Origin of the sequence: Pseudomonas quebecensis (genome assembly GCF_026410085.1) — a bacterium.
GTDB lineage: Bacteria > Pseudomonadota > Gammaproteobacteria > Pseudomonadales > Pseudomonadaceae > Aquipseudomonas > Aquipseudomonas quebecensis.
In genome coordinates, this window is record NZ_CP112866.1 from 1,119,985 (window position 1) to 1,140,232 (window position 20,248).

Here is a 20,248-nt window from a genome sequence, read left to right on the forward strand (position 1 = left end):
AGGCTTACAGCTAGGCGGCTTTTGCCTCGCGTTCGTCCTTTCCTGGAACTGTCTTCACCACATAGCAGCGCTGAGGTCCTAACCCAGGTAGACGAATCAAGCTGTACGCCTTGCCATCGCTTCCCGGTTCGAGCATGCCCCGTTGCAGCAGCTCCTTATTTACTGCACTGATGTTCATGCCTCTGAAGATTTCGGCACGCCAGGCTTCAGGCAAAACGTAGTAGGTGTTGGTGGTGTGCAGGGCGTCGCCCATGCCGTGTTCCAGGGTCTTGCGAAAGCCCAACCGATCAATCGTGCGCGGCCCGTGCTCATCGATCTTTGCGGCGGTAGACTCCCAGCGAGTAAAGCGGCTTTCGCCAAAGCGCTCTATGACCTGACGCAATCGCGCCGAGATCGCATCGCCCTCGAAGTTCCCGGCGCCGCCGCGTTCGGTCAGCCATGCATGCAGACACACGCGGGCAGCGGTCGTAGCTGTGCCATCCGGCCAACCAGTCACATCGAAAGCGGTAGCCAGCTCTCCGGCCGCTGCCGCGAGGCCAAAGCGAAGTGCTGCACGCTGTGCCTGACCACTGGCCGAGGCGGGCAGGTTTTGGGTGATGAACTGCTCCACCGTGCGGCGCACGATCACCGACCACCTGAGCATTTCTCCTGGCGCGCACAGTGCGTGCAGGAAGGCGGTGAGGGGTGTGCCGTAGTATTTTGCTACACGGGCCTTGAGCGCATCGGAGAGGGCAGCAGCATCCTCAAAACCGTTCAGCACATCGAACATGCCGAGACCTTTGCTCGCATCCGCAGGCACGGCGAGCATGCGCACCTCCATACCGGCTTTCAGCTCCTTGTTGGCATCCGCCATGTGCTGCGCCAACGTTTTCTCGCCGGTCGAGAGAAACAGCAAGCGCCACTCCTGCACCTGTCGGCCCGCTTGTCCTCGATCATTCGCCCGGGCCTTACCAGTGCCGTTGCCGAGCATGTAGACCGTCTCGCCAATAATGCGCGGGTCGCACATGCCGATTTCATCCAGCACCAGAAGACCGTCTGAGTGGGCGGCGGCGATAGACTCCAGGGCGTTATCCGTGGAACGCCACGAACGCACCAGACGCGGCCCGCCATAGACCGAGGCAGCGACCTGCAAGTGGGTGGTCTTGCCGCCGGAGCTGTCGCCGTAGAGGTGGAAACCGCCCGACTCATGACCAAGCAGGTTCAGCAGAGGTCCCGCAAAGGCCACAGAGACGACAAACGCCAATCGGTGATTACCAACGCACAGCGCGCCGATTTGCTGCTGCCATTGCTCCAGAGAACCCGCTTCGCTGATTGGTGGAAGCTGCGCACCGGCTTCATAAAAATGCAGGTGTTCGGCGTGTGAGCCGATTTGCTGTTCGGGCAATAGGAATGCGTTGTCGTGCCAACCCAAGCGTGTGACCAAACGTGCGCGCTGGGCGCTGTCGAAGCCGCCGAGGTAGCTTTGTAGGTCGTTGCGGGCATTGCGTCCTGATCGGCTCCCGGCAAGGCGCAGGCCCATGTCTACCAGCGGACCAAGCACGTCTTTGCCGAAGTCGCCGGTCATGGTTCGGGCCGGAATGTTCCAGCGCTTTCTGGCGCCGTCTGGGTCGTCAAACTCGACCAGCAAGCCCCAGTTGTGACCCTTGTCGTCGCGAGTGCGAGCGATGATTTCGAGAGGTGAACACACGGGGCGCGCCTCGCCATCATCACCAGAGTAAAACACCCCTTCAGGTGTTAGGCGAAAGCCGCCCGGCAATGAGTCATTTTTCGATTTCGCAGGGCGTTTGGAAGGTGGCTTCCCCTTCGTTTGTTGAGGCTCAGTGGGCTCAACGACAGTGCCGAAAAACTCGCCGTTGCGTACCAACTCGGCGACGTGGCCTGCGGTCCAGCCTTTGGCTAACGCATCTGCTGCGTCGTCGCTATCCGCCCATTTTCCACCCTTAACGATCGTCGGTTTCCCGCCTTTGCTGCTTGGCTTGAGCTTGAACACGTCGAGCGAGATTCCTTGCACTGATGCAGCGCCCAGTTCTATCAGCTTGAGCTCAATGGCCTCCATGCAGGTCTTGCCGCTGGCATCGTTATCTGGCCACAGCACCACCGTGCGACCTTTGAGTGGCGTCAGGTCAGCCTTTTGCCAAGAGTTGGAGCCGTTCGGCCAGCAGGTGGCGACGTAGTCGGGCATCAGTTCAGCAGCGGCATCAGCGGCCTTTTCACCCTCACATAGCACCACAGGCGCATCTGCACGCTGTACCAGCTCATCCAGACGCAGCAAGGGCCTTGGCTGAGGCAAGCCTTGCCAACGCCATTGTGTGGTTTGTCCATCGGAGCGTTTGCACCAGGTCAACGGCGCAAAGACCTTTCGCGGTTTGCCATCTTCATCTGGGCCCAGGTCGAAGCGATACAACGCCATGACCGGCTGGCCCTGAGCATCGCGATAGATCCACACCTTGGACGGGGTGCCGTGTTGTCGGTGCTTGGCAGGGCACTTGTTCATGGCCTCGGCCGGGATCGGCTGAATCGCGACCCACTCAGGCACTGCGCTTTTCGTCGGTGCGCTTTTGGTGGTTGCAGATCCTGCGGAAACACTGAGCAGATCCGCCAGCTTTTTGCAGGCCTCAACGTCGGTGCCGCCATCGATGTAACGCACCAGGTCGATCAGGTCCCCGCCCTTATCTCCAGTGGCAAAATCCGCCCAGGTGCCTTTGCTCAAGTTGACCTTGAGTGAGCCTGCGCGTTTGTCCGTGCGCGTCGGGTTCGGTGCTGTGTATTCATTACCGCCGTCGACACGTTTGCCGTTTGGCAGCCAGTGAGTAAGGACGCGGTCGATATTCTTCAAAGCGGCACTTTTTACGTCGGCAAAGCTGGGACGTTTTGAGTTGTTGCCAGTGCGCTGAGTCATGGTGTGGTCCTCGACTCAAGCAACGCCTCGTTCACGTCGTCGATCAGTGCCTTTGCCATTTCGCCGAGGTAGAAGGCAGGCCAACTAAAACGCTCGCCCGCATCACTGATGGCTGCATCGAGGATCAGTTGATTGGCGTGGTGCAGAATCTGGGAGACGGCTTCAAGTGCATCCTCCAGCGGGATACCGGCATTCACCCGAAACAGGTTTTGGCCGTTACCGTTGGCAGGGGAAAACTCGGAGCGTCCACGCGTGCTGGAGTGGGTCACAGCGCACCGCCTTTCTGGCCCATCGGCACAGAGGAGGCATCACCGTACATGGCGAGTGTTTTGATCAAACCCAAGGTGCCGCGCACGTCCCAAATAACAGACGACAGCACGCGGTTGGAAAGCAGGGGTTTATCGCCGTCTAAGTGATCTTCCAACAGCATGAGAACTGAATCGGCACGGTCGAGCGCACAGGTGATGGCGTCGATAGGCAGACCGGCTTCGGCGTCCTGGCTGACGCAGAGCAAATCCTCGGGCAGTGCAAAGCCTGGGAGCATGCTCATTGGGCACCCCCAAAGACTCTCAGATTTTCATGTTTGATTGTTTGGGCGTTTGAGTCCGCCCATTCGGCGTATTGATAATCTTGCTTGTTGAGGGAGTTGAGCGGCACTTGAATTTTATAGGCGCCACAGCAACGAAGGACTTCAAGGTCAACTACTCGTGTCGTGTTCGACATTCTGCGTTGATCAAGAATTACCCCCATATGGTCTATCAAATTTATGGTGATATGCTTAGAAGGTTGCATTGCGGTCTGCTCAGATTTGCTGTGTGACAGTCGAGTCAGTGGTACGAACACTGACTCGACACCCTTTTCTTCGAGGGACAGGTATAGAGCTAAGCTGCGCGATAGAATTCTTTGCAGATTTGCCCCCTCGAATAACGACGCGCTCACCTTGATCCTTCCTTTGCTGCGCGTTCAATCCACGCCTTGAGCTCGGTCATCAGAATCAGACGCCGCCGTCCGAGTTTGAAAGCTTTAAGGTCGCCCGCAGCGATGAGCTCATAAACGCCTGATCTTGAATAGCCAACCACGCGGGCTGCGTCTTCAACGCTAACTGCAAGGGGGGAAATGTGTTCGGGATTGTTCATTAGCTTGCCTGTCCTTGATCGGTGGAGCGGACTGTACGATACTGGTCCGGACGTAAACATCCTATTTGTAAGTAACACGATCTGCAAGCAAAAATATTGTGGACATTCAGAGGAGGGAAAATGGCTAATCGTTCAAAGAAGGCGGTTTTATCAGCTAGGGTCGACCCCTACCTCAAAGCCGCGCTGGAGTTGCTGGCGGTCTCGCGAAACGAGAAAATCGTAAAGATCCTAGAGTCATGCCTTGAGAATGGGATGAATGACAGAATCATTGCGAATCCGTTTAAAACTCCGCAAAAAAAATTGGAGAAAGTCAGTTTCATGGTCGCATTCGCGGCGATCTGGTCGGAGAATGAAACGCTTTACAAATTACGCGCTGGAACTCTAGGGCCTGATTTTGCTGGCGAGGAGTTGTCGATGGTCGCTATGTTTATCAACGGCGATAAGTATTTCGACGGGGAATTCGATGTTTTTGGGGATCTAAACGGTTCGAAAGATACGTTTGGCTTTGAACCGCGAATGCAACCTCGCGTGAACCTTGCGTTGGTGGAGAGGGAATGGCCAATTGTTGAGGAATACGTGAGGTTCCTCTCGAACAACAAGCCACTTCAGCCGGGCTATGCCGATTACAAAAGTATGCGAGCTCACTCTCTGGCTAAATGAGTTCAACCGCAGCGGCTTTTGTTTCAGGCGCCAGATGGGCATATCGTAGTGTCATCTTAATATCGGCGTGCCCTAGCAGATCCCGTACCGTGTTGAGCGGTACGCCGGCCATTACGAGGCGTGAAGCGAAGTCGTGACGCATATCGTGCCAGCGGAACCCGTCGATCTGCGCCCGCTCAAGTAACTTGAGCCAGGCGCTTTTCACGTCTTCAAAGCGACCGCCGTCCTGGCCAGGGAACACATACGGCGATTTTTTCACCTGCTTCTTCCAGGCTTCAAGTACGCCCAACGCCTCCTTGTTCATCGGGATGTGGCGCGTATCGCTGGTCTTGGTGGTGGCCCCAGCGACTGTGATTGTCTTGGTGCCGAAGTTCACTGCTGACCATTTCAGGTCGAACAGCTCTCCGCGCCTCATGCCGGTATTCAACGATACCAACACCATTGGCTTCAGGTGATCGGTGAAAGGCAGTTCCAGCAGGCTTGGCATCGGCTCTCTGTGGCGGTCCGTCCGCCAGGTGTTTGCACTCTCGCGCTCGGCCCTCATTTCATCCTGTCGAGCGTCCAGGGCGTCGCGTAGACGCTTGGTCTCGTCAGCAGCCAGGTAGCGAATCACCCCCTTTGAATCGACTTTGAGCTGTTTCAGCTTGGTCAGCGGGTGTGTATCGATGTACTCCCACTCAACGGCACGACTGAAAACACCACTAATCGAGCCCATTTTTCGATTCACCGTCGAGGCCTTGTTGCCGGCCTGCATCCAACCGGTGCGGATCTGCTCCAGGTCTCGTCCGGTGATCGCGTCCAGGCGCTGGGACATGATTGGGTCAAAGTTATTACTGAGGGTGTGCTGCGTCTTCTCGTGGCCTTTGTGATGAGCCTTGAACCACGGCATATAGGTGTCTTCAATGAAGTCGCGTAAGGAGGGCAGGGTGGCGCCCCTTCGGCCTTGACTGACCGCCAGAGGCTCTCCATGTGCTCGGGCTTCTGCGAGGTACTGAGTGGCCTCAGTGCGCGCTTGATCAAGCGTGAGTATGCCGACACGGCCTAAAGTCTTCTTCCGGCCACGGGCCCAGGAGACGACGTAAGATTTTGCACCTGCGGCAGTAACACGCACGAATAGACCGCCGACGGTGGTATCGTGAACTTCGTATTCGTTGCCAGTGACGTGCAGTGATCCGAGCAGTTTGGCTGTTAGCTTCTCTTTCAATTTGTTCCCATGGGTGCATGGTGGGTGCAAAAAGAACTATACGTAGTCGTTTTTACGGACACAACCGGACGCTAGGGCCAATAAACGCTGCGCTTCCTCAATGGTGGCTGGGCTTTATATGACCCTCCTAAGGGGAAGGTTGGCCGTTCGAACCGGCCCTGGGACACCAGATTCAAAGCCCCGCACGGAGATATCCGGCGGGGCTTTTTTGTGTGCGCCGGATCTTTTCCAACCCCGGTCGAACCTTGGCGACGATCCAGGTTCACAGCAGGGGCTTGGCGTGTATTTAGTGCAACGTTGTAACTTGCACCTCACTGGGCAGCGTCTGAGCTGTAGCCAATCGTTTTAAACAAATTTTCCCCGGAAACCGCCCGTACCGCCTGTCCGGAACCGGCTACCCAGGACTATCATGCCGATAGCCCTGTCTCTCACTGCAAGGAGCCGCTCGGAACGCCGATGCGCCAGATCTGGAAATCTTTTCGAGCCCTTTATTTCGCCTCCTTGATGATGCTGATCGGCTCCGGCCTGCTCAGTACTTACCTGGCCCTGCGCCTGGCGGCCGATCATGTCGACAGCCTGTGGGTGGGTGCGCTGATGGCGGCCAACTACTTCGGCCTGGTGCTGGGCGGCAAAATCGGGCACCGCCTGATTGCCCGGGTCGGGCATATCCGCGCCTATGCTACCTGCGCCGGCATCGTCGGCGCCGCAGTGCTTGGCCATGGTCTGATCGACTGGCTGCCGGCCTGGATCGTGCTGCGGGTGATCGTGGGCCTGGGGATGATGTGCCAGTACATGGTTATCGAAAGCTGGCTTAACGAACAGGCGGATGCCAAGCAGCGTGGCGTGGTGTTCAGCGGTTATATGATCGCTTCGTACCTGGGCCTGGTGCTCGGGCAGTTGATCCTGGTGATGCATCCCCAGCTCGGCCTTGAGCTGCTGATGCTGGTGGCGCTGTGCTTTGCGCTGTGCCTGGTGCCAGTGGCGATGACGCGGCGCATCCACCCCGCACCCTTGCACCCGGCACCGATGGAGCCGCGCTTCTTTATCAAGCGCGTGCCGCAATCACTGAGCACGGTACTCGGCGCGGGGCTGATCGTCGGGTCGTTCTACGGCCTGGCGCCGCTCTACGCGGCCCAGCAAGGGTTGACGACCGAGCAGGTCGGTCTGTTCATGGGTAGCTGCATTTTCGCCGGCTTATTGGTGCAGTGGCCGCTGGGCTGGCTGTCGGACCGCTATGACCGCGCGCTGCTGATCCGCTGCTTTGCGCTGTGCCTGGCCGTTGCGGCCCTGCCGCTGGCGATCCTCACCCAAGTACCGCTGGAGGTGCTGTTCGTCGCCGGATTCCTGTGCTCGCTGGTGCAGTTCTGCCTTTACCCGTTGGCGGTGGCGTTTTCCAATGATCATGTCGAGGGCGATCGTAGGGTTTCCCTGACGGCCATGCTGCTGGTGACTTATGGCGTCGGCGCCAGTATCGGGCCGCTGCTCGCGGGCGTGGTGATGAAGCTGTTCGGCAGCCAGATGCTGTACGCGTTTTTCAGCCTGTGTGCGCTGATTCTGGTATGGCGCATTCGTCCTAAAGCGGTGACCAACCTGCACCAGGTGGACGATGCACCGTTGCACCACGTGGCCATGCCCGACAGCATGTCCAGTTCGCCGCTGGTAGCGGCACTGGATCCGCGGGTGGATGAGCAGGTGGTGCAGGACCAGATGCAGACCACCCCGCCTGAGGCGCAAACCGACCCCGAGCAGCCGCCGGTCGACGAGCCGAGCCCTGAACCGCCCACCGAACCGTTGGACCCGGACGAGCATCCTCACGACTTGAGCAGGGCGCGCCCCTGAAACAAAAAACGGGCAGCCCCTTTAAGGAGCTGCCCGTTTTTTTGTCGCTGACCGGACCGTTTAAAAATCGTCGTCTTTATCGAATCGACGGGCTTCGCGCTGCAACTGGTAAACAAATCGCTCAACCTGGCGCTGCACCAGGCCACTCATGTTGTGGAAGCGTACGCCGGCGAAAGTGGTGTTGATCTTTTCTTCGAAGTGCAGGTAACGCAGTTCGACTGAAGTGGTCATGCTGCCGAAGGGCAGGGCGGCGACAAAGCGGTCGTACACCTGTCCCAATTGCAGGCGCGCGCAGATATCACCCTCAAAACGCAATTTGCAGCCGGTAGCGGAAATATCCAGCAGCTTGCCGCTGACCGGTGCCTTGAGCTTTTCGCCGCCCAGCTCGATGTTCACCAGTTGCGCCAGTTTCAGAGCGGCGCGAAAGGCATTGCGCCGCTGATGGTAGACCACCTCGTCGGGCATGCTGCCGGTATAGATGCGATGGCCGTTTTTTTCGCTGATGGTCAGGCTGCCGTTGCTTTCCCAGGCGACACGCACGCCGTCGTGAAAGCCTTCGATGCGGAACGGCTCGCCGTTTTCAAGGTGGCGTTCACCGTCGCGGGGGATCATTTCGTCCAGCGCCAGGGTCTTGTTGTCCCGGTCGACATCCACCAGATAACTCTGGAAACGCTGGCTGCGCTCGTGGAAGGTGATGATCAGCGGGTCATGGCTTTCCTGCAGCATTCGCAAGGTGCCGGCGATTTCCAGGGGCGTGGTGAGGACCTTGGGGGGCTGCGGAGCATCTTCCGCATTAAGGGCGTTGAACACGGTTCTTCCATCTCCAGGCAAAATACGACTACACGCAAGAACCGGCATTTTGCCAGCATGTAGCGCGCCTTGGATAGGGCGCGCGATAAACGATGTCAGGCTTGGCTGCGAGTGCTTGGCTTGACCAGGCGCGAGGTGGAACCCTGGGCATTGTAAAGCGCCGGTGGCTCGCCGCCGTGGAGGATACGCAACTGGTTGGCCGTGGTGGCTTGCTGAAGCTGGATCGATTGGCCGTTAAGCTGGTTGGCTTCCTGGCACTTGGCAAGCAATTGATTGAGTTCTTTGCTCTGGGCCAGCAGCTGTTCGCCGACCGAGGAGTGGCTGGCCAGTTGCGCGAGCCCGTCGTGATTGGCCGGCAGGCCCAGGCTGATCAGGATCTGGCTGCGTTTTTTGCCGTGCTGCTCCAGCAGGACAATCAGCGACTGCTTGCGCGCGAGAATTTCTTCGAGCAGCGGCATGTCCCGACCGTAGAGGGCCAGGGACTCTTCTTTGAGCAGATCGAGCAATTGTTGCGTCGGCTCAAGATCATCGATGATCAGTTGAAGCAGATTTTCGTCGTGATGCATGGCTGGCCTTGGGATTTAAGCGTCCAGAAGCCCAGCGCAGGCCTTTGCCTAGCGCTCGGCTTCGAAGTTAAGCAGCTTGCTGGCGACACGGTTGCTGTCGACTTTGTAGCTGCCATCAGCGATTGCCTGTTTCAATTCGGCCACGCGGGCTTTATTGACGACCGGTTGATCGCGCAGCGAGTCAGTGACCTTCTGCAACTGTTGAGCCTCATTGCTCAGGTGTACCGATTCCCCGCTCTGGCTGGCGCTGGCCTGTTCTGCCTTGGCGGGCAGCGCAGCCTTGGCGTCTGCACTTTCCTTGGCACCTGAAGTGCGCGTGGCGCCGGACGTAGCCGGGGAGTTATTTAAACGACTGAAATCAATGACCATGATAAAAAACCTCTGGGTATTTGGACGCTTGCCATGTTTTCGGCCATACCCGGATTAACTTTAGGCGCGAATGACAATAAATCTCCACACGGGACTTGTCCGTGCACAGTGTAGGAAAACCCAGCGTCCTCTACCAGTGATCTATAAGGCCACCTCGACTTGCCCCGGCGCGGTCACGCGCGCCTTGATGACGCGATTGGAGTTGAGATTCTTGACGCGGATCTGTTCGCTCATGCCCCCGTTGGACAGCGCTTCTCCCGGCATTTTCACGTTCAAGGCGCCGCTGCTGGCGGAAATCACCACTTGATCGCCCTTGCGAATCACCTCGGCCTGCTCCAGATGGACCAGCGTGAGGAGCTGGTCGGTGACCACTGGTCGGGTCAACCTCTGGCCGATGGCCTGATCAACGGACGTCAGATAGCCCTGATTGATCTGGCTGATGTCGCGTTCACGCAGCACCACGTCTTCAAAACTGATGATGCCGGTGCGTTTGAGCGGTCTCGCTACCACGACCACATCGCGAAACAGTTTGACCTGCGCCGGCACAAATACGGTCCAGGGCGAGGCGCCGTCGCAGCGTACACGCACCGTCACGCGGCCGATGGGCTGGGCCGGGCTTTCCAGGGTCGCTGTCAATTCCTTGTCGCATAGTGGCATGCGCAGGCGTGGGTCCAGCTGGTTGACTTGGATTTCATAACGCCCCGGCGTCTGTGTGCTTGCCAGATAATCTTCTACAGTGAACTCAAGAAAGCCCTGAGTGACGCCGATAAGGAGATCAGGCAAGGTGACGTTCTCTGCGCGGGCCGTGGCGCCCAGGCAGAAAGCAAGCAATGCCAACGTGACGCAGAGCAATCTGCGGTGGCGGGGGTGTCGGGAAACTGTCGTTTTCATATCCATAGCCAACAAATAGCAAAGCTCGTGCCGTTTAGTGTTGGGTGCGCGTCGTACCCCCGAAGGTTTTAGCGTAGGAGTCTGGGCATGGCAGGTGTAATGGATTCAGTAAACCAGCGCACACAGCTGGTAGGGCAGAATCGCCTGGAATTGTTGCTTTTTCGCCTTGATGGCGGGCAGCTGTACGGCATCAACGTGTTCAAGGTGCGGGAAGTGTTGCAGTGCCCCAAGCTGACGATCATGCCCAAGTCCAGTCCGGTGGTGTGCGGCGTGGCGAATATTCGTGGCGCGACCATCCCGATTCTTGACCTGGCGTTGGCGACCGGTTCGTCGGGCCTGCAGGATCGCGAGAGTCCGTTCGTGATCATCACCGAGTACAACACCAAGACCCAGGGCTTCCTGGTGCGCTCGGTGGAGCGCATCGTCAACATGAACTGGGAAGAGATCCATCCGCCACCCAAGGGCACCGGCCGCGATCATTACCTCACGGCGGTGACGCGGGTCGATAACCAGTTGGTCGAAATCATCGACGTGGAAAAAATTCTCGCCGAAGTGGCTCCCACCTCGGAGACGATTTCGGTGGGAGTGGTGGACGCCGAGACGGCGCACAAGGCCGTGTCCCTGCGTGTGCTTACCGTGGACGATTCCTCGGTGGCGCGTAAGCAGGTGACCCGTTGCCTGCAAACCGTCGGCGTTGACGTGGTGGCGCTCAATGATGGCCGCCAGGCGCTGGATTACCTGCGCAAACTGGTGGACGAAGGCAAGAAGCCGGAAGAAGAATTTCTGATGATGATCTCGGATATCGAGATGCCGGAAATGGACGGCTACACTCTCACGGCCGAGATACGAAGTGACCCGCGTATGCAAAAACTGCATATCGTCCTGCATACTTCGCTGTCGGGCGTCTTCAACCAGGCTATGGTCAAGAAGGTCGGGGCGGATGACTTCCTGGCCAAATTCCGTCCTGATGACCTCGCATCCCGGGTAGTCGACCGGATCAAGGCAGCAGATCACAGCTAAGGTATTTCCTTGGCGGTCACACGATTTAAGAGGCGGTAGTATCAGTGTCTACGGGTAATTTGGATTTTGAACAGTTCCGGGTCTTCCTGGAAAAAGCCTGTGGCATATTGCTCGGTGAGAACAAGCAGTACCTGGTATCCAGCCGTCTCAACAAGCTCATGGAGCAGCAGGGCATCAAGTCCCTGGGCGAGTTGGTTCAGCGGATCCAGAGTCAGCCGCGCGGTGGGCTCAAGGAGATGGTGGTCGATGCCATGACCACCAACGAAACCCTGTGGTTTCGAGACACTTACCCCTTTGAAGTGCTCAAGAGCAAGGTGCTGCCGGAGGCCATCAAGGCCAGCCCCGGCCAGCGCTTGCGCATCTGGTCGGCGGCCTGTTCGTCGGGGCAGGAGCCGTACTCGATTTCCATGGCCATCGACGAGTTCGAGCGGACCAACATGGGCCAGTTGAAGGCCGGGGCACAGATCGTCGCCACCGACCTGTCCGGGACCATGCTGACCAATTGCAAAACCGGCGAGTACGACAGCCTGGCCCTGGGCCGTGGTTTGTCCCAGGAGCGTCTGCAACGTTACTTCGACTCCAAAGGGGCGGGGCGTTGGGCGGTCAAGGCGCCGATCAAGAGCCGCGTGGAGTTCCGTTCGTTCAACCTGCTCGACAGTTACGCCAGTCTGGGCAAGTTCGACATGGTGTTCTGCCGTAACGTGCTGATCTATTTCTCGGCGGAAGTGAAGAAAGACATCCTCTTGCGCATCCATGGCACGCTCAAGCGGGGCGGCTACCTGTTCCTCGGGGCCTCCGAAGCACTGAACGGCCTGCCGGACCATTACCAGATGGTGCAGTGCAGCCCTGGCATCATTTACCAGGCCAAGTAAACAAGGCCTGTGCAGTCAAAAATGTGGGAGGGGGCTTACCCCCGATAGCGTTTGGATCAGTCACCTATCCATGACTTGATACGCCGCTGTCGGAGGCAAGCCTTCTCCCACTTTTAGTTTCGCGGCAATCCCCCATTGCCGCTTTACTGGCGCCAGGCGGAAGCCGCTTGCCGCTTTTCTGGCATTGCCGCCGGCAATATCGGCTTAAGTCCTTGATATACGGGCGTTGAAAAGATTGGCATGCACCTTGCTATACCTCTGTTAACGAACAGCAGGTCAGCCTAAAGGTTTCCGCCATGAGCATCAGCTTCGATAAAGCGCTCGGTATCCACGAACAAGCCCTGGGCTTCCGCGCCCAGCGTGCCGAAGTCCTGGCCAACAACATTGCCAACGCCGATACCCCGAACTACAAGGCTCGGGACCTGGACTTTTCTGCCGTGCTCGCCGCGCAGCAGGACAAGACCAAGAACGGCACCTTCGCCTTGAACATGACCAACAACCGTCATATCGAAGCGCAAGGCCTGAGCAGTGGCGACGAGTCGCTGCTGTATCGCACGCCGATGCAGCCGTCCATCGACCAGAACACCGTCGATGCGCAGTTGGAGCAATCGGCCTATGCCGAGAACTCGGTGAACTTTCAGGCCAGCTTTACCCTGCTCAACAGTAAATTCAAAGGGCTGATGTCAGCCCTGCGTGGAGAGTAAGCCATGTCCCTGTCCAGTGTTTTCAATATTGCCGGCAGTGGCATGAGCGCGCAGACCACGCGCTTGAACACCGTCGCCAGTAACATCGCCAACGCCGAGACTGTGTCTTCGAGCATTGACCAAACCTACCGCGCCCGTCACCCGGTGTTCGCCACCATGTTCCAGGGCGGCCAGAGCGGCGGCAGCGATTCGCTGTTCCAGAACCAGGATGCCGCAGGCCAGGGCGTGCAGGTGCTCGGTGTGGTCGAAGACCAGAGCAACCTCGAAGCCCGTTACGAGCCGAACCATCCGGCGGCCAACGAAAAAGGCTACGTGTACTACCCGAACGTCAATGTGGTCGAGGAAATGGCGGACATGATTTCGGCCAGCCGCTCGTTCCAGACCAACGCGGAAATGATGAGCACCGCCAAAACCATGATGCAGAAGGTCCTGACCCTGGGTCAGTGATAAGGGGCGCCAACCATGGCCATTGTCGATACGTCTAACAATACGGCGGTTCAGGACCTTTTCAATTCGAAGGTCAAGACGGCGTCGGATAACACTAATCTGGCGAACGCCTCCAAGGCCGCGACCGGCAATCAGTCGCTGGGCAAGGACGCGTTTCTGCAGTTGCTGGTTACCCAGCTGAAAAATCAGAACCCGCTGTCGCCCCAGGACAACGGCGCGTTCGTCGCCCAACTGGCGCAGTTCAGCAGCCTGGAAGGCATCAACACCCTGAACGACTCGGTGAACTCGATTTCCAGCAACTTCAGCTCCTCCCAGGCGTTGCAGGCTTCGTCGTTGGTGGGGCGCTCGATCATCACCCAGACCGACAAGGCGCTGGTCGATACCAGCAAGAGCATGAACGGTTCGGTGGCAGTGACGGCGGCGACGGGCAATGTGTCCGTCAAGATCACCGACAAGGACGGCAACGTGGTCCGCACTATCGACATGGGTGCCCAAAGCGCCGGCACGTCCGACTTTATCTGGGACGGCAAGAACGACAAGGGTGAAGTGGCGGCGGCGGGTACTTATACCTTCGCGGCCACCACCAAGAACGACAAGGGCGAATCGGTGGCCCTGGCCACCTCGCTGCCGGCAACCGTCACCAGCGTGACATTGAGCAAGACCGGCGGCGAAATGCTGCTGAACCTGGCGGGCGGCATGGGCAGCGTCAAGCTGTCGCAAATTCAGACTATCGGTACATAGAGCCGGCTAAATACGGCAGAGGGAGAGAAACATGTCTTTTAACATCGGCCTTAGCGGCCTCTATGCGGCCAACAAACAGCTGGACGTGACCGGCAACAACATCGCCAACGTTGCGACCACCGGCTTCAAGTCGTCCCGTGCGGAATTCGCCGACATCTACGCCGCGTCCAAACTGGGCACCGGCCAGAACAGCATCGGTAACGGCGTGAACCTGGCGGCGGTGTCGCAGCAATTCACCCAGGGCGACGTCAACGGCAGCGGCGGTATCCTGGACATGGCGATCCAGGGCGGCGGGTTCTTCGTGCAGAAGGGCAGCGACGGTTCGCTGGAGTACACTCGTTCCGGTGCGTTCCGTGCCGACAAGGACGGCTACATCACCAACAACACCGGCACCTCGCGTCTGCAGGGCTACGCCGCGGATGACGACGGCAAGATCATCAAGGGCGGCCTGACCGACCTGCAATTGAACCTGTCCAACCTGCCGCCGAAGGCGTCCACCAAAGTGGACTCCACCAGTAACCTGAACTCCTCTGAGCCGGTGATCGACCAGACGCTCAAGCCGTTCAACCCGTCCGATACCAGTACGTTCACCACCCAGTACAGCACCACGTTGTACGACTCCCAGGGCAACGCGCACCCGATGGTGCAGTACCTGGTGAAAACCGACGGCAACAAGTGGAACGCCTATACCTTGATCGATGGCCGCAACCCGGACGGTTCGGCGCCGACCGGCACGCCTTCGACGCCGCCTGTACCGTCGACCCTGAGCTTTGACGGTGCCGGCAAACTCACCGGTATTCTGACCGGTACCGTTTCCAGCACGACCCTGAACGTTACTGGGTGGGTACCGGGTACCGTGACCAACGGCGTATGGAAGGCAAACGGCGCGGATGCCAACCCGACCGGTATCGCCATCAACATGGCTAACATCACCCAGTACAACTCGGCCACCTACCGTAACCCACCGGTGACCGACGGTTATGCCACCGGCCAGATCACCGGCCTCAAAATCGACGGCAACGGTGTACTGTTCGCAACGTTCAGCAACCAGCAGAGCAAGGCCATCGGCCAGATTTCTCTGGCCAGCTTCAACAACGAACAAGGCCTGCAGCCGGCGGGCGGCACTTCCTGGCGTGAAACCTTCGCCTCGGGCCAGCCAGGTTACGACACCCCGCAGTCCGGGACCTTGGGCTCGATCGTGGCCAACTCCCTGGAGAACTCCAACGTCAACCTGACCAACGAGCTGGTGGACCTGATCAAGGCCCAGAGCAACTACCAGGCGAACGCCAAGACCATCTCCACCCAAAGCACCATCATGCAGACCATCATTCAGATGACCTGATGCCATGGCGTCACGCGCTTGACTGAAAACCCCTCGATCGAGGGGTTTTTTTTTCTGACGAATATCGTATGGAACGCCCTACGCCCTCAATGCCACCCAGGAGGCGGCAAGCCGTTGAGCTTGTGATCTGGGGTGGGGACAGCGATGGGAAATCAGTGGCAGGTGGGTTTTGCCGGGGCCGCTGCAGCGGCACCGCTTTATTTGAGCGGCAAGGGCGCGACAGACGATATCAGCGAGGACGCGGGCGCAACTAAGAACGCCGTCGCAGCACTGCTCAAGGAACTGGACGACGCCCAAAGTACCGGCAAGAGCCAGACCGTCCGGGAGCTACGCGACAAGCTCAACGAGAAGCGCAAAGCGCTGGGGGACGATGCGTTCAAGAAGATCCTCGAGCAACTCAAGGACGAATGGTCCCGGCGATGGCTTGAGCTGTTGAAGATGCTGTTTCCGGATTTGTTTCCGGATGCGCCTTCTCCTTCTCCCGCGCCCCCATCGCCTGGTGGCGGCGGTGGCGGTGGCGGCGGTCATTTTCCTGGCCGCGGCGGGTTCGGTCCCAGCGAGTCGATGAGCCACAAGCCGATTACCGAAGGCTCAAGGCACTATAACTACAAGCCCGACACGAGCAGCCCCGGGCAGAAGCCGAACAATATCTGGAGTGGGTTCAGCCAGGGGCCTGACGGCAATTGCGTGACGGTATCGGCAATAAAGGCTGCAATGATGCAGTACGGCCAAAAACCTACGGACGTTTTCAAAGAGGTCAAGGAGGTTGGCAACGGCTATGAAGTGACCATGCGTGACGGCTTCCAGCTGTCTTTGTCCAAGGATGAAGTGAGGCAGGCGGCCACTCATGCGCGTTTCAAGGGCGATGACCCGGCAATGATGACCGATGCCAACTTCATGTATGCCGCGAGCGCCAAGCGGGCGCAGATGGAAAACAACGATGGTAGCGCCGGACGCAGTTTTCAGGCGGCCATGAACAGCCTCAACGATGGTGAACACTCGCGTGAAGGGCTGGATCGTTTGGGTTTGAGGGGACGTTACCGGCCGGCAACCGATGCTGACTTGAGAAGCAGCAAGGTGGGGACGGTGGAATACGACGGTCATTCGATGGCCGTGATTGAGGGCCGTATTGAGTTGTGGGGCAAACGCGGCGGCATGCCTCGATCGGGTATTGCAACCGTCTTGTTCTAGTCGCGGCGCTGTTCATCCGGCAAAACAAAGCCCCCGGTATGCGATAAGCATAACGGGGGCTGGTTAACCCAGCGGGCTCAGCTTATTGGCAAGCTTCGCAATCCGGCTCGTCGATCGCGCAGGCCTTTGGCACTGGCGCCGGGCCGGCCGGGGCGGCGAGTACCGAATCATCACCGTGGTTGCCGCTGGACACTGCGTTCAGCTTACCGGTGTTGATGGTCGACTTCTCGGTGCTGGTCGCGGCCAGGGCACGGAGGTAGTAAGTGGTTTTCAGGCCACGGTACCAAGCCATGCGGTAGGTCACGTCCAGCTTCTTGCCCGAAGCGCCGGCGATGTACAGGTTCAGGGATTGCGCCTGGTCGATCCACTTCTGACGACGGCTGGCGGCGTCAACGATCCACTTGGTGTCCACTTCGAACGCAGTCGCGTAGAGCTCTTTGAGTTCCTGCGGGATGCGCTCGATCTGCTGCACGGAACCGTCGTAGTACTTCAGGTCGTTGATCATGACCGAGTCCCACAGGCCGCGGGCCTTGAGGTCGCGCACCAGGTACGGGTTGATCACGGTGAATTCGCCCGACAGGTTCGATTTCACATACAGGTTCTGGTAGGTCGGTTCGATCGACTGCGACACGCCGGTGATGTTGGCGATGGTGGCGGTCGGTGCGATGGCCATGATGTTGGAGTTACGAATACCTTTCTGCACACGGGCACGTACCGGTGCCCAGTCCAGGGTTTCGTTCAGGTCAACGTCGATGTACTTCTGGCCACGGGCTTCGATCAGGATCTGTTGCGAATCCAGCGGCAGGATGCCCTTGGACCACAGCGAACCCTGGAACGTCTCGTAGGCGCCGCGCTCGTCGGCCAGGTCGCAGGAAGCCTGGATCGCGTAGTAGCTGACCGCTTCCATGGACTTGTCGGCGAACTCGACCGCAGCGTCCGAACCGTAAGGAATGTGCTGCAGGTACAAAGCGTCTTGGAAGCCCATGATCCCGAGGCCCACCGGGCGGTGCTTGAAGTTGGAGTTCTGCGCCTGCGGCACCGAGTAGTAGTTGATGTCGATCACGTTATCGAGCATGCGTACGGCGGTGTTGACGGTGCGCTCCAGCTTGGCGGTGTCCAGCTTGCCGTTGACGATGTGGTTCGGCAGGTTGATCGAGCCCAGGTTGCAAACGGCGATCTCGTCATTGTTGGTGTTCAAGGTGATCTCGGTGCACAGGTTCGAGCTGTGGACCACGCCCACGTGCTGCTGCGGGCTGCGCAGGTTGCACGGGTCCTTGAAGGTCAGCCATGGGTGGCCGGTTTCGAACAGCATGGACAGCATCTTGCGCCACAGGTCTTTGGCCTGGATGGTCTTGAACAGCTTGACCTTGCCTGGGTACTCGGTGAGGGCTTCGTAGTACTCGTAGCGCTCTTCGAAGGCCTTGCCGGTCAGGTCGTGCAGGTCCGGTACTTCGGAGGGCGAGAACAGGGTCCACTTGCCGTCATCGAAGACGCGCTTCATGAACAGATCCGGGATCCAGTTGGCGGTGTTCATGTCGTGGGTACGACGACGGTCATCACCGGTGTTCTTGCGCAGCTCGATGAACTCTTCGATGTCCATGTGCCAGGTTTCCAGGTAGGCACACACAGCGCCTTTGCGCTTGCCGCCCTGGTTGACCGCTACGGCGGTGTCGTTCACCACTTTCAGGAACGGTACGACGCCCTGGGACTTGCCGTTGGTGCCCTTGATGTACGAACCCAGTGCGCGCACCGGCGTCCAGTCGTTGCCCAGGCCACCGGCGAATTTGGACAACATGGCGTTGTCGTGGATCGCGTGGTAGATGCCCGACAGGTCGTCCGGCACGGTGGTCAGGTAGCAGCTCGACAGCTGTGGACGCAGGGTACCGGCGTTGAACAGGGTCGGGGTCGACGACATGTAGTCGAAGGACGACAGCAGGTTGTAGAACTCGATCGCACGGTCTTCTTTGTGCTTCTCTTCGATCGCCAGGCCCATGGCCACGCGCATGAAGAACACTTGCGGCAGTTCGAAACGGATACCGTCCTTGTGGATGAAGTAACGGTCGTACAGGGTCTGCAGGCCCAGGTAGGTGAACTGCTGGTCACGCTCGTGGTTGATCGCCTTGCCGAGTTTTTCCAGGTCGAAAGTGGCCAGGACCGGGTTCAGCAATTCGAATTCGATACCCTTGGCGATGTACGCAGGCAGGGCCTTGGCGTACAGCTCTGCCATTTCGTGGTGGGTGGCGCTGTCGGCCACGCCCAGGAAGCCCAGGCCTTCGGCACGCAGGGTGTCCATCAGCAGGCGCGCGGTCACGAACGAGTAGTTCGGTTCGCGTTCAACCAGGGTACGGGCGGTCATCACCAGGGCGGTGTTGACGTCGGTCAGGGCCACGCCGTCGTACAGGTTCTTCAGGGTTTCGCGCTGGATCAGGTCGCCGTCGACTTCTTCCAGGCCTTCGCAGGCCTCGGTGATGATGGTGTTCAGGCGGCCCAGGTCCAGCGGCGCGAAGCTGCCGTCGGCCAGGGTGATGCGGATCGACGGGTGCGCTTGTACCGCCGCTTCTTCGGCGGGCGTGCGCACGGCACGTTCCTTGGCGCGCGAATCGCGGTAGATCACGTAGTCGCGAGCCACTTTCTGCTCGCCGGCACGCATCAGGGCCAGTTCGACCTGGTCCTGGATTTCTTCGATGTGGATGGTGCCGCCCGAAGGCATGCGGCGCTTGAAGGTCGCAGTGACTTGTTCGGTCAGGCGGGCAACGGTGTCGTGGATGCGCGACGAAGCGGCAGCGGTGCCGCCTTCAACTGCAAGAAACGCTTTGGTGATGGCGACGGTGATTTTGTCATCGGTGTAAGGAACGACAGTGCCGTTACGCTTGATCACGCGCAGCTGGCCAGGTGCGGTGGCGGACAGATCCATAGTCGAATCGGCGGCCTGCGGCACGGAGCCCTGCGGGTTCTCACGAGTTGTGTCGGTTTGCATGGGGGGATGTCTCCACGTTCTATATTTGATTGCGAGTGCCAGGCTCTTCCTGCAACACCCGTACCGTTTTCCATATCGGGATGGAGAAACAGGTGCCATCCGCGTGAGCGGTTTGGTCTACTGAAAATCGGTTGGTTCCACGCTGCACTAACAAATAAAGCGCTTGAGTTTCGAGCCACTTGTGTGGTTGGGCGTTTAGGTCGAAAACGCTACATGTAGGGTCTTCGATGCCGCCGAGCTACAAGATAATGCGTTTTGGAGGGCTTAGCAACGCAGTAACCTGTGGATAACGCTGTGGGTAAAATGTGTATGAAAGGTGCAATGGTCTTGTAGGCCGCGTTACCACTGCGTCGGACCGTTTGTCATGAAATGTTTCGTCCAAAAAACCAGGGTGCCCTTTTCGAAGGGCGCGAACCCTATCACAAAAAAACACGATCACCGAATGGATTTCCGCCTTGTGTTTGAGGGCTGGCCCATGGCTACAATCGGCGCTAGTTTGTCCGCGCCACATGACAACTTAAGGCGCGTGCTTGCGGGCCTCTGGGCTTTTCGCGAGCGCGCTCGCTCCAATAATAAATAC

Annotated in this window: 19 protein-coding genes; 9 read left to right on the forward strand and 10 right to left on the reverse strand. The window is 58.7% G+C overall.

Features of this window, described 5'->3' with window-relative positions:
* Window positions 1-10: 10 nt before the first annotated feature.
* From OSC50_RS05320 to OSC50_RS05335, 4 genes are all read right to left on the reverse strand, one after another.
* Window positions 11-2,899 carry a DUF927 domain-containing protein gene (locus tag OSC50_RS05320; RefSeq protein WP_266246435.1) on the reverse strand — a complete coding sequence of 963 codons (2,889 nt, stop codon included), beginning with the start codon at window positions 2,897-2,899 and terminating at the stop codon, window positions 11-13.
* On the reverse strand, window positions 2,896-3,168 hold the full coding sequence (locus OSC50_RS05325) for a DUF3077 domain-containing protein (RefSeq protein ID WP_048363502.1): 273 nt from the start codon (window positions 3,166-3,168) through the stop codon (window positions 2,896-2,898). Before OSC50_RS05325 ends, OSC50_RS05320 begins: the two co-directional genes overlap by 4 nt.
* Complete coding sequence (locus OSC50_RS05330) at window positions 3,165-3,449, reverse strand: hypothetical protein (RefSeq protein WP_048363503.1); 285 nt, start codon at window positions 3,447-3,449, stop codon at window positions 3,165-3,167. The genes OSC50_RS05325 and OSC50_RS05330 overlap by 4 nt, the downstream gene beginning before the upstream one ends.
* A gap of 385 nt (window positions 3,450-3,834) precedes the next feature.
* The gene (locus OSC50_RS05335; RefSeq protein ID WP_048363505.1) at window positions 3,835-4,035 is read right to left on the reverse strand and encodes a helix-turn-helix domain-containing protein; all 201 of its coding nucleotides are present in this window, start codon (window positions 4,033-4,035) and stop codon (window positions 3,835-3,837) included.
* Window positions 4,036-4,155: 120 nt separating this feature from the next.
* On the opposite strand from OSC50_RS05335, the gene OSC50_RS05340 reads away from it, so the two are divergent.
* On the forward strand, window positions 4,156-4,695 hold the full coding sequence (locus tag OSC50_RS05340) for a hypothetical protein (protein ID WP_048363506.1): 540 nt from the start codon (window positions 4,156-4,158) through the stop codon (window positions 4,693-4,695).
* On the opposite strand, the gene OSC50_RS05345 is transcribed toward OSC50_RS05340, so the two are convergent.
* On the reverse strand, window positions 4,688-5,899 hold the full coding sequence (locus OSC50_RS05345) for a site-specific integrase (RefSeq protein ID WP_266246428.1): 1,212 nt from the start codon (window positions 5,897-5,899) through the stop codon (window positions 4,688-4,690). The genes OSC50_RS05340 and OSC50_RS05345 overlap by 8 nt on opposite strands.
* A 456-nt stretch (window positions 5,900-6,355) precedes the next feature.
* On the opposite strand from OSC50_RS05345, the gene OSC50_RS05350 reads away from it, so the two are divergent.
* The gene (locus tag OSC50_RS05350) at window positions 6,356-7,738 is read left to right on the forward strand and encodes an MFS transporter (protein ID WP_181081195.1); all 1,383 of its coding nucleotides are present in this window, start codon (window positions 6,356-6,358) and stop codon (window positions 7,736-7,738) included.
* A 60-nt stretch (window positions 7,739-7,798) separates the two neighbouring features.
* On the opposite strand, the gene OSC50_RS05355 is transcribed toward OSC50_RS05350, so the two are convergent.
* The 4 genes from OSC50_RS05355 to flgA form a co-directional block, all read right to left on the reverse strand.
* Window positions 7,799-8,548: a flagellar brake protein gene (locus OSC50_RS05355; RefSeq protein ID WP_181081194.1), complete on the reverse strand. Its 750-nt coding sequence runs from the start codon at window positions 8,546-8,548 to the stop codon at window positions 7,799-7,801.
* 95 nt (window positions 8,549-8,643) lie between these two features.
* Window positions 8,644-9,114 carry a flagella synthesis protein FlgN gene (locus OSC50_RS05360; protein WP_181081193.1) on the reverse strand — a complete coding sequence of 157 codons (471 nt, stop codon included), beginning with the start codon at window positions 9,112-9,114 and terminating at the stop codon, window positions 8,644-8,646.
* A 48-nt stretch (window positions 9,115-9,162) separates the two neighbouring features.
* Window positions 9,163-9,483 carry a flagellar biosynthesis anti-sigma factor FlgM gene (gene flgM, locus OSC50_RS05365; protein ID WP_181081192.1) on the reverse strand — a complete coding sequence of 107 codons (321 nt, stop codon included), beginning with the start codon at window positions 9,481-9,483 and terminating at the stop codon, window positions 9,163-9,165.
* Between the two features lie 141 nt (window positions 9,484-9,624).
* Window positions 9,625-10,380 (reverse strand): flagellar basal body P-ring formation chaperone FlgA, encoded by a 756-nt coding sequence (flgA, locus tag OSC50_RS05370; RefSeq protein ID WP_181081215.1) that lies wholly within the window; start codon window positions 10,378-10,380, stop codon window positions 9,625-9,627.
* Between the two features lie 81 nt (window positions 10,381-10,461).
* On the opposite strand from flgA, the gene OSC50_RS05375 reads away from it, so the two are divergent.
* The 7 genes from OSC50_RS05375 (at window position 10,462) to OSC50_RS05405 (ending at window position 16,691) form a co-directional block, all read left to right on the forward strand.
* Window positions 10,462-11,394 carry a chemotaxis protein CheV gene (locus OSC50_RS05375; protein WP_181081191.1) on the forward strand — a complete coding sequence of 311 codons (933 nt, stop codon included), beginning with the start codon at window positions 10,462-10,464 and terminating at the stop codon, window positions 11,392-11,394.
* Window positions 11,395-11,438: 44 nt separating this feature from the next.
* Window positions 11,439-12,266: a protein-glutamate O-methyltransferase CheR gene (cheR, locus tag OSC50_RS05380; protein WP_181081190.1), complete on the forward strand. Its 828-nt coding sequence runs from the start codon at window positions 11,439-11,441 to the stop codon at window positions 12,264-12,266.
* A 296-nt stretch (window positions 12,267-12,562) separates the two neighbouring features.
* Entirely contained in the window at window positions 12,563-12,970 is a 408-nt protein-coding gene (gene flgB, locus OSC50_RS05385) for a flagellar basal body rod protein FlgB (RefSeq protein WP_017529461.1), read from the forward strand.
* Between the two features lie 3 nt (window positions 12,971-12,973).
* Window positions 12,974-13,417 (forward strand): flagellar basal body rod protein FlgC, encoded by a 444-nt coding sequence (gene flgC / locus OSC50_RS05390; protein ID WP_266246423.1) that lies wholly within the window; start codon window positions 12,974-12,976, stop codon window positions 13,415-13,417.
* A gap of 15 nt (window positions 13,418-13,432) precedes the next feature.
* On the forward strand, window positions 13,433-14,158 hold the full coding sequence (flgD, locus tag OSC50_RS05395) for a flagellar hook assembly protein FlgD (protein WP_253509022.1): 726 nt from the start codon (window positions 13,433-13,435) through the stop codon (window positions 14,156-14,158).
* A gap of 31 nt (window positions 14,159-14,189) precedes the next feature.
* Window positions 14,190-15,500, forward strand: coding sequence for a flagellar hook protein FlgE (gene flgE, locus OSC50_RS05400; protein WP_181081188.1), 1,311 nt, complete (start codon window positions 14,190-14,192; stop codon window positions 15,498-15,500).
* 144 nt (window positions 15,501-15,644) lie between these two features.
* On the forward strand, window positions 15,645-16,691 hold the full coding sequence (locus OSC50_RS05405; protein ID WP_266246420.1) for a hypothetical protein: 1,047 nt from the start codon (window positions 15,645-15,647) through the stop codon (window positions 16,689-16,691).
* Between the two features lie 82 nt (window positions 16,692-16,773).
* Here OSC50_RS05405 and OSC50_RS05410 read toward each other — a convergent pair whose 3' ends face one another.
* The gene (locus tag OSC50_RS05410; RefSeq protein WP_266246418.1) at window positions 16,774-19,668 is read right to left on the reverse strand and encodes a ribonucleoside-diphosphate reductase subunit alpha; all 2,895 of its coding nucleotides are present in this window, start codon (window positions 19,666-19,668) and stop codon (window positions 16,774-16,776) included.
* Window positions 19,669-20,248 lie beyond the last annotated feature (580 nt).